This is a genomic window from Psychrobacillus sp. FJAT-21963, from assembly GCF_001420585.1.
GTDB lineage: Bacteria > Bacillota > Bacilli > Bacillales_A > Planococcaceae > Psychrobacillus.
On the sequence record NZ_LJIY01000001.1, the window covers coordinates 635,740 to 647,776 of the forward strand.

General features: G+C 37.6%; 15 protein-coding genes and 1 pseudogene. 9 read left to right on the forward strand and 7 right to left on the reverse strand.

Annotated features, from left to right (window positions below; all coding sequences use genetic code 11):
• Nucleotides 1-64 precede the first annotated feature (64 nt).
• Complete coding sequence (locus AN959_RS02905) at nucleotides 65-904, reverse strand: lipoate--protein ligase family protein (protein ID WP_056828130.1); 840 nt, start codon at nucleotides 902-904, stop codon at nucleotides 65-67.
• Between the two features lie 12 nt (nucleotides 905-916).
• On the reverse strand, nucleotides 917-1,861 hold the full coding sequence (gene pta, locus AN959_RS02910) for a phosphate acetyltransferase (protein WP_056828131.1): 945 nt from the start codon (nucleotides 1,859-1,861) through the stop codon (nucleotides 917-919).
• A gap of 151 nt (nucleotides 1,862-2,012) precedes the next feature.
• On the opposite strand from pta, the gene hemQ reads away from it, so the two are divergent.
• The 4 genes and pseudogenes from hemQ to AN959_RS20915 all read left to right on the forward strand — a co-directional run bounded on the left by hemQ (nucleotide 2,013) and on the right by AN959_RS20915 (nucleotide 4,129).
• The gene (gene hemQ / locus AN959_RS02915) at nucleotides 2,013-2,762 is read left to right on the forward strand and encodes a hydrogen peroxide-dependent heme synthase (RefSeq protein WP_056828134.1); all 750 of its coding nucleotides are present in this window, start codon (nucleotides 2,013-2,015) and stop codon (nucleotides 2,760-2,762) included.
• A gap of 104 nt (nucleotides 2,763-2,866) precedes the next feature.
• A pseudogene (locus AN959_RS02920) lies at nucleotides 2,867-3,276 on the forward strand (cell wall hydrolase).
• Nucleotides 3,277-3,293: 17 nt separating this feature from the next.
• The gene (gene gerQ / locus AN959_RS02925; protein ID WP_056828136.1) at nucleotides 3,294-3,641 is read left to right on the forward strand and encodes a spore coat protein GerQ; all 348 of its coding nucleotides are present in this window, start codon (nucleotides 3,294-3,296) and stop codon (nucleotides 3,639-3,641) included.
• 329 nt (nucleotides 3,642-3,970) lie between these two features.
• On the forward strand, nucleotides 3,971-4,129 hold the full coding sequence (locus AN959_RS20915) for a hypothetical protein (protein ID WP_156350714.1): 159 nt from the start codon (nucleotides 3,971-3,973) through the stop codon (nucleotides 4,127-4,129).
• Nucleotides 4,130-4,304: 175 nt separating this feature from the next.
• On the opposite strand, the gene AN959_RS02930 is transcribed toward AN959_RS20915, so the two are convergent.
• The 4 genes from AN959_RS02930 to AN959_RS02950 all read right to left on the reverse strand — a co-directional run bounded on the left by AN959_RS02930 (nucleotide 4,305) and on the right by AN959_RS02950 (nucleotide 6,576).
• Entirely contained in the window at nucleotides 4,305-4,685 is a 381-nt protein-coding gene (locus tag AN959_RS02930; RefSeq protein WP_053590581.1) for a DUF423 domain-containing protein, read from the reverse strand.
• 19 nt (nucleotides 4,686-4,704) lie between these two features.
• Entirely contained in the window at nucleotides 4,705-4,950 is a 246-nt protein-coding gene (locus AN959_RS02935) for a YwdI family protein (protein WP_056828138.1), read from the reverse strand.
• 213 nt (nucleotides 4,951-5,163) lie between these two features.
• Nucleotides 5,164-5,817 carry a uracil-DNA glycosylase gene (locus AN959_RS02945; RefSeq protein WP_056828143.1) on the reverse strand — a complete coding sequence of 218 codons (654 nt, stop codon included), beginning with the start codon at nucleotides 5,815-5,817 and terminating at the stop codon, nucleotides 5,164-5,166.
• A gap of 6 nt (nucleotides 5,818-5,823) precedes the next feature.
• Nucleotides 5,824-6,576: a DUF4230 domain-containing protein gene (locus AN959_RS02950; RefSeq protein ID WP_056828145.1), complete on the reverse strand. Its 753-nt coding sequence runs from the start codon at nucleotides 6,574-6,576 to the stop codon at nucleotides 5,824-5,826.
• 105 nt (nucleotides 6,577-6,681) lie between these two features.
• Between AN959_RS02950 and AN959_RS02955 the strand changes: the two genes are divergently transcribed.
• From AN959_RS02955 to AN959_RS02975, 5 genes are all read left to right on the forward strand, one after another.
• Nucleotides 6,682-6,942 (forward strand): hypothetical protein, encoded by a 261-nt coding sequence (locus tag AN959_RS02955; protein ID WP_056828147.1) that lies wholly within the window; start codon nucleotides 6,682-6,684, stop codon nucleotides 6,940-6,942.
• 70 nt (nucleotides 6,943-7,012) lie between these two features.
• Nucleotides 7,013-7,846 carry a bifunctional hydroxymethylpyrimidine kinase/phosphomethylpyrimidine kinase gene (gene thiD, locus AN959_RS02960; protein ID WP_056828150.1) on the forward strand — a complete coding sequence of 278 codons (834 nt, stop codon included), beginning with the start codon at nucleotides 7,013-7,015 and terminating at the stop codon, nucleotides 7,844-7,846.
• Between the two features lie 137 nt (nucleotides 7,847-7,983).
• Nucleotides 7,984-8,334 (forward strand): YojF family protein, encoded by a 351-nt coding sequence (locus tag AN959_RS02965; RefSeq protein ID WP_053590588.1) that lies wholly within the window; start codon nucleotides 7,984-7,986, stop codon nucleotides 8,332-8,334.
• A gap of 12 nt (nucleotides 8,335-8,346) precedes the next feature.
• Nucleotides 8,347-9,033 (forward strand): bacillithiol biosynthesis deacetylase BshB2, encoded by a 687-nt coding sequence (gene bshB2, locus AN959_RS02970; protein WP_053590589.1) that lies wholly within the window; start codon nucleotides 8,347-8,349, stop codon nucleotides 9,031-9,033.
• Between the two features lie 107 nt (nucleotides 9,034-9,140).
• Entirely contained in the window at nucleotides 9,141-10,481 is a 1,341-nt protein-coding gene (locus AN959_RS02975; protein WP_056828152.1) for a YjiH family protein, read from the forward strand.
• Nucleotides 10,482-10,610: 129 nt separating this feature from the next.
• Here AN959_RS02975 and AN959_RS02980 read toward each other — a convergent pair whose 3' ends face one another.
• The gene (locus AN959_RS02980) at nucleotides 10,611-11,570 is read right to left on the reverse strand and encodes an L-threonine 3-dehydrogenase (protein WP_056828154.1); all 960 of its coding nucleotides are present in this window, start codon (nucleotides 11,568-11,570) and stop codon (nucleotides 10,611-10,613) included.
• Between the last annotated feature and the right edge of the window lie 467 nt (nucleotides 11,571-12,037).

Sequence of the window (12,037 nt, forward strand, 5' to 3'; positions counted from 1 at the left end):
GAACTTATGTTATCTTCGCTTCCAACTTGATTGACAAGCTTTTTCGTTCAGACTGAAAGTAAAACTACTTATCAAGCATCTTTTTGTTTCGATTTACTACCCGCTGCAAATAAAACATGTAGAGTTCCATTTCTTCTTGTGTGGCAGATTGAGAGACAACGTTAGTAGATAGATGTTGTAAGATTTGTTGGGTGCGAATGACGATATCTTCCACTGTAAAAGAGGCATCCAGTAATTCATTTAAAGATGCCATGACTTCTGGTTTGATTACTGGATAACTAAATTTAGTTTCTTCCCCTTGTACACCAATTTCATAAAATTGACGGATTAAATCTGCTCGCTCGCTTCCACTACCTTCCACACATAAATAAACTTGAACGGCGATTCCTTGACGTAGTCTTCTCTGAGAAATTCCAGCAAACTTCTTTCCACCAATACTTAAATCATATGAACCTGGACAATACGATCCTACAATTTCATAAGCTTCAATTTTCCCTTCTGCTTCTGGGAATAATAGACGAACAAATTCAAGCATTACTTCATATCCAGTGGGAATATCAATAGACTGATCGATTTCAGATAAGACAATTGAAATATTAAGAACTCCTTCATCCAAAACAACCGCAAGTCCACCAGAATTACGAACTATCGGAGAATACCCTCGTGTACGTAAGAAATTCTGTGCATCCTCTACAAACGGGAGACGATGATCTTGAATTCCAAGCACAACTGTATTGTCGTGTACCCATGTTCGAACCGATGCGGGGGAATGCCCTTGCCCAACTAAATGGCATAGCAAATCATCCGAAGCAAAGGACTCTAAGGCAGAACGACTTTTTCCACTAAGCGATTGATCCCAAAATCGCCATGTTTCTTGCTGTAATAAATCTTCTATTTGAGACATTTAGTTAACTCCTTAATTCAACACTTGTGCTGCTGTAATGTAAGCCAGCTTATATACATCCTCTGCAGAACATCCGCGTGACAAATCGTTTACTGGTGCATTCAATCCTTGTAGAATAGGTCCAATTGCTTCAAATCCACCTAAACGTTCCGCAATTTTATATCCTATATTCCCAGCTTCCAGTGATGGAAAAACAAATACATTTGCATCCCCTTGCACAACCGCTTCAGGTGCTTTTTTTGCAGCGATTGCTGGGACGATACTAGCATCAAATTGCAATTCACCTTCTATCGCAACATTTGGGGCTAATTTCTTTGCCATTTCTGTTGCTTTCACTACTTTCTCGGTCTCTTCTGATTGTGCAGAGCCTTTGGTAGAAAAAGATAGCATTGCAACTTTTGGTTTTATTCCGAAAGCTGCAGCAGTTTTCGCACTTTCTACTGCAATTTCTGCCAAATCTTCACTCGTTGGGGCTATTGTAATTGCACAATCTGCAAATACATAACGAAGGTCGTCTTTCACCATAATAAAAGCCCCGCTTGTTTTAGAGATACCTGGCTTTGTCTTAATAATTTGAAGTGCAGGTCTCACCGTTTCAGCTGTTGTATGTGCTGCTCCACTTACTAATCCGTTCGCTCTCTTTGTATACACAAGCATAGTTCCAAAATAATTAACGTCTTTTAATAGCTCTCTGGCCTCATCTTGGGTAACTTTTCCTTTACGTCGTTCTACTAATGCCAGCACCAGCTCATCTATTTCTTCATACGTTTCAGGGTCAATAACAGTGAGATTTTTAGGAAGACTTTGAGAAGTACCAATTACAACCGGCTTTATTATTCCTTCTTCTTGAAGTTTTAATGCAGCTTCAATAATACGTTCATCCGTTCCTTCAGGCAGCACAATGGATATATTGGCATTTCTTAATTTATCTTTTAACTCTTGAAATAAATCTGCCATATTTAGCCCTCCTACTATCTTTTTCGTTAATTCAAGCATACACGACTTTGTCACACATTGTCATGCGTAAGTGCATGCTAAACGGGAAAGTTTGGCGGTTGTATGATACACTAAAAATGCGAAATTTTAATTAAAAGGAGTGTCTTACTCAATGAATGAAGCAGCAATTACACTAGATGGTTGGTACGTATTACATGATTTCCGACAAATGGACTGGGCATCATGGAAGCAAGTTGCTCCAGAACTTCGTAAACAAGCTACGGATGAATTTGTCGCATTCCTAGACGAATTACAACAAGCAGATGACGCAAAAACAGGCGCACATGCATTTTACACAATTGTTGGCCAAAAAGCCGATTTCATGTTAATGACATTACGTCCAACAGTGGATGAACTTCAAGAACTAGAAGCAAAGTTTAATAAATTAACAATTGCGGATTTTACAATCCCTGCTTACTCTTATGTTTCTGTAGTTGAATTGTCTAATTATCTTGCTGGCGAATCTAACGAGGATCCATATCAAAATCCACATGTACGTGCTCGTTTATACCCAGAGCTTCAACGTTCACAATACATTTGCTTCTATCCGATGGACAAGCGTCGCGATGGCAATGATAACTGGTATATGCTTTCTATGGATGATCGCCGTGCATTAATGGCTAGTCACGGGAAAATCGGCCGCGGTTATGCAGGAAAAGTAAAACAAATTATATCTGGTTCTGTCGGATTCGATGATTTCGAATGGGGCGTTACTTTATTCTCAGATGATGTACTTCAATTTAAAAAATTAGTATATGAAATGCGTTTTGACGAAGTAAGTGCTCGTTATGCAGAATTCGGTTCATTCTTCATCGGTACCATTCTTGCAGGAGAAAAACGCTTAGAGTTTTTCAATATTTAATCGTTACAAAAAGCTGCAGCTTATGCAGCTTTTTTTATTTAGCATCCATGCATTTCGGTATGATGATAGATCTCCTTGCATAGTGTAGTGTAGGAGGTGATGCGTTGGCAGTAATCCAATACAATGATAAACAACTGGATTTACTAGCAAGGCTAATGCGTGCTGAGGCAGAGGGTGAAGGCGATCTGGAATGCTTATGGTAGGGAATGTCGGAGTGAACCGAGTTCTTGTCTACTGCCTAGATTTCAAAGATATCCGTAACCTGGAAGAAATGGTTTTTCAAAGTCCTGGTGGATTTGAAGCAATACAAAAATCCTATTTTTATCAACGAGCACGGGATTCTTATAGCTAAACGGGTTGTTCAAGGCGAACGCTTTTATCCTGCAGAACGCTCATTATGAATTTTTGAACCCCAGGCGATTGTCCTCCCCAATGGTATAACCAATGGAACGCCGGACGTTATAAAGCACATTGCTTCTACTCTCCTACAACTACAGATTGTCCAAATATCTAAAAAGAAAGGATGTATGAATGGTTCAATATTATTGGTACCCTGGAGGCTATCCACAACCACAACCACAACCACAACAACAGCAACAAATGACCCCACCAAACATTCAACCAACCACACCCGCAGCCGCTCGTCAGGAAGAATCCTACATTGAAAACATTTTAAGAATGAACAAAGGAAAGCTTGGTACCTTTTATTTCACTTTCGAAAATAATAAGGAATGGAACGCCAAAGTGATTAAAGGCTATATCGAAGCTGCTGGTCGAGATCATGTCATTCTTAGTGATCCTAGCGGAAAAAGATACTTAATGCTTATGATTTACTTAGATTATGTAACATTTGATGAGGAAATCAACTACAATTTATAAAATGAAAAGCTTATCCGTTTTCAAGGATAAGCTTTTTAATTTGAACTCGACTAACGAATTGGTATCTCTTATACAATTATAGAATATCTCACTTTAAGGATAACTATATGAAATGGTCTCGGTTATGTGGATATTGGTCTTGATTATGCTAGAATTGGTCTCGCTCCTGGACAAATTAGTCTCGTTTATCGGTGAACTTGTCTCGTTCCGCCATTTTCTAATAGTTTCTAGAAAATAATTACAAGCCAAGAAGTCTCGAGAATAAATTCTGAAATTTCACTGCATATGATGAATTTTTAGATTATGATTACTAACAGGGAGGGAATTACATGGAAACTTTCTTAGCAATTTTGCCATTGATTTTTTGGTTATTGATTTTTGTAGTGATAATTATTGCCATTGTTCGGGCTACAAAAAGATCGAATAAAAGAAGAATCCTTGAATTGGAAGAAGAAAATAAACGACTTAAAGAGAATCAAAATATATAAATAAAAATGGAATATTAAACGGGCCAGCTCATTTAAATGGGCTGTTTTTTGTTGTAAAAAAACACCGCTATAGGCGGTGTAAAAATGAATGTTTAGATAGTATTCAACTTAGCGTTTAAAATTACCTGTCTTTTCAATACATAACGGGGATGGTTATTTTTGGCCTTCCAATTAATTAACTTGCATATTTTACTGCAGCAACGATTAACATGATCCATCCGACTAAAAATGCTACGCCACCGATTGGTGTGATGGCACCAAGAACACTAATACCTGATAAGCTCAATACGTATAGGCTTCCGGAGAATAAAATGATTCCTACTAAAATAAGATAACCTGCAGTATTCAAGGTTGACACATGACCGATTAATTTTTCACTCATCAATATGCCAATTGCCACTAGTGCAAGTGCATGAAACATTTGATACTGTACAGCAGTTTCCCAAGTAGCTAAATATTTTTCTGATAAAGTTGCTTTTAAAGCATGTGCACCAAATGCCCCTAGTGCAACCGAAAGAAATCCATTGATAGCCCCTGCAATGATAAATAATTTCATATTGACCTCCTACTTTCTATTAAAAATCAAATAATGATTCTCCATTTGCATCGTCTTCTTTTAATACACTCGATTGCGTAGATACTTTTGGAGATGTTGGAACCGTGCTTAAAACAGGAGGTAAAGTTGCCGAGGAATCTAACACGACATCACATAATGCACGAATCGCAACTAATGCCTCTCTTGTCGATTGTTCATTCGTTTCTATTTTTGCTTTATGCACTTGTTTTTCTATTTGTATTAATATTTGTTCACTAGAAATCATTTCTTATGACCCTCCCCTTGCTTCGGTTCAAATTTCAAGCACTCCATCCCAGATGTACGCTTCACCAATACAGAGGGAAGTTCTTTCGTTTTAAACCCATAAGCCCTACAGCCACGTGGATGACCTGCATCCCATGTAGTAAAAAAGTGTCGGCATTTAAAACAGTTTACGGCCAATTCACTCCCCCACTTTCCATTCCATATACTAGCATAACTAGAGGCAAAAATCGATTGGCTTCTCTCCCCATGCTTCTAGCTGTGCATTTATTTTAGAATAGGGCTTGCTTCCAAAAAAACCTCTATGTGCACTGAGTGGGCTCGGGTGTGGGGCTTCTAGAATAACATGCTTTCTTGTATCTATCAGTTTCTTTTTTAGTTGTGCCGGTTTACCCCACAAGACAAAAATGATGGGCTCTTCTCTATTTGATAGTTTAGTTATAATGGTATCTGTGAGTACTTCCCAACCCTGTCCTTTATGTGAATTAGCCTCTCCTGCACGAACCGTTAAAACCGTGTTGAGCAATAATACTCCTTGTTTTGCCCAGCTTTCTAAATAACCACTTGTAGGAAGAGGACAACCGATATCTTCCAAAAGTTCTTTGAACATATTGCGTAAGCTTGGTGGAATCGCAACTCCTGGCTTTACAGAAAAACTCATACCATGGGCTTGTCCCGGTCCGTGATACGGATCTTGACCAAGAATTACTACCTTCACTTCGTTAAAAGGCGTGGCACGAAGAGCACTTCCGATATCCCCCCGTGCTGGATAAATAGTATGTTCTGTGTACTCCTTGTCTAGAAAGTCGTTTAGTTTTAAGAAGTATGACTTACTACGTTCTTCGTCTAATATTTCTTTCCAAGTTGTCATGACACATCACTCCTTAAACTCAACCTGGACATCAAAATCTACCAATCCGAACATTTCTTTTACAGATGTTGCAGCATTTTCTTCTGCTAGTTGCAATAGACCTTGTCCTGTTGCCTCTTCAATCATCATTTCCTTGGCAGTTTCAGCAAGCTCATATGCTTCTTTTATATCCGCTTTTTCACGGAATAATCCTTCATAAGAAAATACTTCTACTTGATCAAATAAAATTTCTGGTCCTCCTAAAAATTGAGCTTTAGGTAATGTTAGTTCTGCAGTTTTATTTTTCTCATCCACTTTTATATCAGCATTTGTTACTTGAGAGAAGTCCACTCCTGCTTTTACCGAACCAGGGACAACTACGAGTAATTGTCTTTTTGTTCCTGGCAAATCAATACCGATTTCTTTTCCAAATACCGCATTATCTTGTCGTTCAATAATTACTTTTGTAAATGCTTGAGCAGTCGATAATTCATTCAAGGCTTGTACCTGCTCCAGAAACGATCCTTTGCTTTCGGTGAATGTACTTCCTTTTATTGCCCAAAAAGCAGCAAATGGTAAGGCAGCTAATAATAGAAGAACAGCAATAACTAAAACCATAAAAGTTTTAAAACGCAGATTGGATAAAACACGCGGTACCTTCCAAAATCCGAATCCTTTTCTAGTCGGATTTTCTACAATGGTAGCTGCTGATTCTTTCTGTGCTTTTAACTCTTCTAATAGTTTTTCCATTTCACGAATTTTTTTATCGTCGTTTCGCATGTCATCCCCCCTTTCCTCTTAATCTATTACGTTTAACAGTACCGAAAAGTTTCTATATTAACAACTATCCAATACATGATAGGATAAAAAAAAGGAGACATGCAAATGGCCGATTTACATTTTCGTGAAAAACTAAAAAATATAGAAAAAGCTGCTAGTACGTCGAATGAAGTTCCAGAAAAAGCTAAAAATATTGGAATGGGTTGCTTTACTTTGGGAATGATTCTATTAATAGCATTTCTTATCTTTTTAGCATTTTCTTTATTTATTAACGGAATACTCATAGGATCAAGTATTTGTTTTATCATTGCAATTATTTTAGTATTTGTTTTAATTAAATTATGGACTGCTCCAAAACTACCTTAAACAAAATAATGATCTAATCTGTTATAATTAAAAATATTGTATATTGCAAAGAAAAAGGAGAAATTACACCATGTCTATCAAAAAAACATTAACGATTGCAGGCTCTGATACTTCAGGCGGCGCTGGAATACAAGCAGATTTAAAAACGTTCCAAGAGCATGGAACATACGGAATGAACGTATTAACTGTTATTGCTACGATGGATCCTGACAATGGATGGAGCCACGGAGTATACTCTATTCCCGTAGAGGAAATTAAGCGTCAAGCAAAAACAGCATTATCAACAGATGTTGATGCTATAAAAACAGGAATGTTAAGTACAGAAGAAATTATCGAGACAGCTGGTAATATTATTGAAGAATCTGGCGTAAGCAGTGTTGTTATAGATCCGGTGATGGTTTGTAAAGGTGAGGATGAAGTGTTGAACCCTGGTACTGTGGATGCAATGATCGAGTTTTTACTTCCACGTGCTTTAGTTGTGACACCTAATCTGTTCGAAGCTGGACAACTTTCTGGACTTGGCGCATTAAAAACTGTGGAAGACATGAAAGCTGCTGCCGAAAAAATACATGCACTTGGTGCAAAAAATGTTGTAGTTAAGGGCGGTAAACAATTAGCACATGAAAAAGCAGTAGACTTATTCTATGATGGACAAACTCACACATTATTAGAAACAGAAAAAACAGAAACAACTTACAATCATGGTGCTGGTTGCACATTCGCTGCTGCAATTACAGCAAACTTAGCAAATGGACTGACAGTGTCGGATGCAGTATTCGAAGCAAAAGAATTTGTTTCTGCAGCAATTACACATGGTTGGAAACTAAACCAATACGTTGGACCTGTTCTTCACGGAGCGAAAGGTAAATTCGGTGCACCCGAAGTTACCACTACTATCGTTTAATATTATTTCTAATTTCTCGCAAAGTCTCTTTGGCTTTGCGAGTTTTTTGTTTTGATCATTAATAGCTCAATCATTCGCATCAAAAACATTTTTTCATTATACTAATAAAAGACAGTATGCTAGGAGGCTATTTAAAAATGGAACTTGTCCATGTAGAGCAGTTACAAGAGCTTTTAAATAATTTTGCAAACGAAGATGTTTATATACATTTAGAAACAACGAATGGGGCTTATGCAACTCATTTTAATGAGAATGTTTTTAATGCAGGTGCTTTTATTCGCAATGTGGTTATTCGTTATGAACTTGGAAAAGTAGCCGGTGAGGCACCACATCGAGTTGGCCTTAAACTTCCGCACGGTTGGGTTTATGCCCAAGGAATCACACATTATGAGTTAGATGAGCATGGTCGATTATTAATGGCAGGTCATGATCAAAGCGGAAAACTTGCAGTTGCACTTCAAATTAGCAGAACACCATTCACTTATTAAGGAGGAATTGAAATGACTTTACCAATGGAACGACACGTTTTGGTCGTATTCCCTCATCCAGATGACGAAGCTTTCGGTGTTTCTGGTACGATTGCTACATATATAAAACAGGGAATTCCCGTAACATATGCTTGCTTAACGTTAGGAGAAATGGGAAGAAACTTAGGCAACCCTCCGTTTGCAACACGCGAAACACTACCTCAAATTCGAAAACAAGAACTTCTTGCTTCTGCAAAGTCTATGGGTGTGACAGACCTTCGAATGATGGGTCTTCGAGACAAAACAGTAGAATTTGAAGATGATGAAAAAATGGTAGAAATGATGGAGAATTTAATAAAAGACACAAACCCCTCTCTAGTTATTACATTCTATCCAAACTATGCAGTACATCCTGATCATGACGCTACTGGTCGTGCGATGATACGAGCTGTCCGTCGTATGCCAGAAGAAAAACGTCCTACAGTGTATGCACTTGCGTTTTCAAACAATTCAAGAGAAGTTCTTGGAGAGCCCGACGTAATTCATAATATTAAAGAATCAAAAGAAGAAAAAATGGGTTCCATGAGAGCACATATTTCTCAAACAGCTTGGATGCTCGAGGAAATGGAGAAACGGTTAGCAGATGGTGAACCAGAAGCAGAAAATTGGCTTCATTATGAACGTTTCTATACGTACAATTTTAGTAAAGATTTCGAATAATGGAACATAACGCAATCCTATAGACTTCCCATATTAAATGAATTAATATGTATGAATGATTACACCAAACGCATATTTATTCATTTACAGAAAGTTGGTCTAACACTTTGAAAAAGTTTTCACTGTCTACTTGGTTTCTATTCCTACTACCTTCTATAGTAGGTGTAATATTATTTATGATTCCTTTGCCAATTGAAGGAGCAACACAAATTCCCATTGCTTATTTTGCTAGTCTTCTTGCAGGAGTATTAGAACCAGTTATTCACTGGGTTTCTCTCGTAACAATGTCGATAGCAGCAATAGGTTCAGTGATGTTTTTATTTGTTCCTAAAAAGAATACATTTATTAATAATCTCTTTAAAGTAACCCCATTTTGGACCGTGACTCGTGTCATTGGAGCTATTTTTGCCTATATGATTGTTTTTGAAGTGGGACCGGAAGTCGTTCGTAATGAAAATACAGGTGGAATGTTATTAAGCCCTGATGGTTTGGTGTCCTTCCTATTTACTATTTTCTTGTTTGCGGGATTATTACTACCACTCTTATTGAATTTCGGATTACTAGAGTTTTTTGGTACGATGATGGTGAAAATCATGCGTCCATTGTTCAAACTTCCTGGTCGTTCTGCAGTTGATGCCTTAACTTCATGGGTAGGCGATGGAACAATTGGGGTTTTACTAACAAGCAGACAGTATGAGGAAGGTTACTACACGAAAAAAGAGGCGGCAATTATCGGTTCTACATTTTCAGTAGTATCCATTACATTTTGTATCGTCGTTCTCGAAGAAGTAGGACTATCCAATTACTTTATCCCTTATTACTTGACTGTTTTATTGTGTGGGGTTGTTCTAGCTTTTATTATGCCAAGAATCTATCCACTTGCTGGCAAGGAAGAAAACCATATTGACGGTCGACCGTTAGATTTAGAGGCGGAAAAGCACCCAGAAAATTATAATGCAATTACGCATGGCTTAGAAAATGCATTGAACACTGCGAATCGTAATAGATCTATTTATAAATTCTTTTCAGATGGCTTTAAAAATGTAATTGATATGTATATTGGCGTGGCACCGGTTGTTTTAGCATTCGGTACGATTGCATTAATGCTTGCGGAATATACTTCTGTCTTTACTATACTAGGCAAACCATTTGAGCCTTTGTTAATGCTATTCGGAATTCCTGAAGCTGCAGCAGCAGCACAAACGATGGTCGTTGGATTTGCTGACATGTTCTTGCCTTCTATTTTAGGTGCATCTATTGACTCTGAGATGACTCGTTTCTTTATCGCAACTATGTCTGTTACGCAGTTAATATACATGTCTGAAGTAGGTGGCTTGTTACTCGGCTCGAAAATTCCTGTTAACTTTAAAGATTTAATCGTTATTTTCTTGCTGCGTACACTTATTTCATTCCCTATCATCGCATTAGTTGCACATTTATTATTCTAAAAATCATACACTTTCAATATTGGTTTCAATCGTTTCAACTTTGAAGGGTTGGTTCGTGACTATCATCGCGACCAACCCTTCTTTTATCTGTAATCTTGTGGCGTACGTCAAAAAAAGCAGCGAGTCCTTTTACAAGGAACCCGCTGCTTTTTTCATTGTCAATTTTTCAAGCATATCTTTCGTCATCGCATCTAAATCATATTTATAAGTGAATCCCCACTCCGCTTCTGCTGCTGATGCATCAATCGAATCTGGCCAGCTATTTGCAATCGCTTGACGTACTGGATCTACCTCGTAGTTGATTGTAAATGTCGGAATAACCTTTTTAATAGATGCTGCAATTTGCTTGGGCTCGAAACTCATTGCCGTAACATTAAAAGCGTTACGATGAATTAACTTAGACCCATCTGCCTCCATTAAATCCACGATAGATTGAAGAGCATCAGGCATATACATCATATCCATGAATGTCCCTGCAGCAATATAGGAAGTGTATTTCCCTTCCTTTAATGCCTTATAATAAATATCTACCGCATAATCGGTTGTACCCCCACCTGGTAAAGTTTCGTTTGAAATCAAACCTGGAAAACGGACGCTTCGAGTATCTAAACCAAATTTATGAAAGTAATAGTCACAAAGAAGTTCTCCTGATACCTTATTCACTCCATACATAGTAGTTGGACGTTGCAGAGTATCCTGAGGTGTATTCTTTTTAGGTGTTGAAGGTCCAAATGCACCGATAGAACTTGGTGTAAAAAACTGCATATTTAAATCGCGAGAAGCTTCCAGTGCATTCACCAATCCACCCATGTTTAAGTTCCATGCAAGCAATGGCTTAGCTTCTGCAGTAGCCGATAAAAGAGCTGCCATATGAATCATCGTATCTGCTTGAAAATCTTTTGCCAACTCATGCATTTTTTCTCCATCTGTTACATCGAGAATTTTAAACGGTCCACTTTCGGACACTGCTGATGAAAGGTTTCTTACATCGGTCGCCAATACATTATCAGCACCATACTCATTTCGAAGTTTTGTGACTAGTTCCGAACCAATCTGTCCTAAAGCACCAGTAACCATTATCTTTTTCATATAACTTTTCTTCCTTTCAAAAACATTTGTATTTATAGAGAGTACACATATTATCTTAAGAACGTTGATATAACAATATTTCAATAAATTTTATTATACGCTGTTCGTTGGTGATATACAACAAGTGAATTTATTAAGTTTTGTATGTAGCTTATGCAAAAGGTTTAATTTAGAAACTTTAATAGAAAAAAGCAGCCATATCAATGGCTGCTTCCGAATTTTCGACAAAAGGTATCGAAAGGCTTTCCTCTAGATATCTCTTTTGACATTATTTATGTATTTTACCGGTGTAAATATTTCCAAATATGATGCTGCATCAGCATCTCTAACTGTTCACGGTCATTGATTAGACTTATTGTCTTCCAAACCCATCAGCTCTAATGATGTGTTTTTATGTTGAACATTAATTTATATCATTATGTAATTATCCAATATATTGATTGGAGCGGAGGCGGCGACTCCAGTGG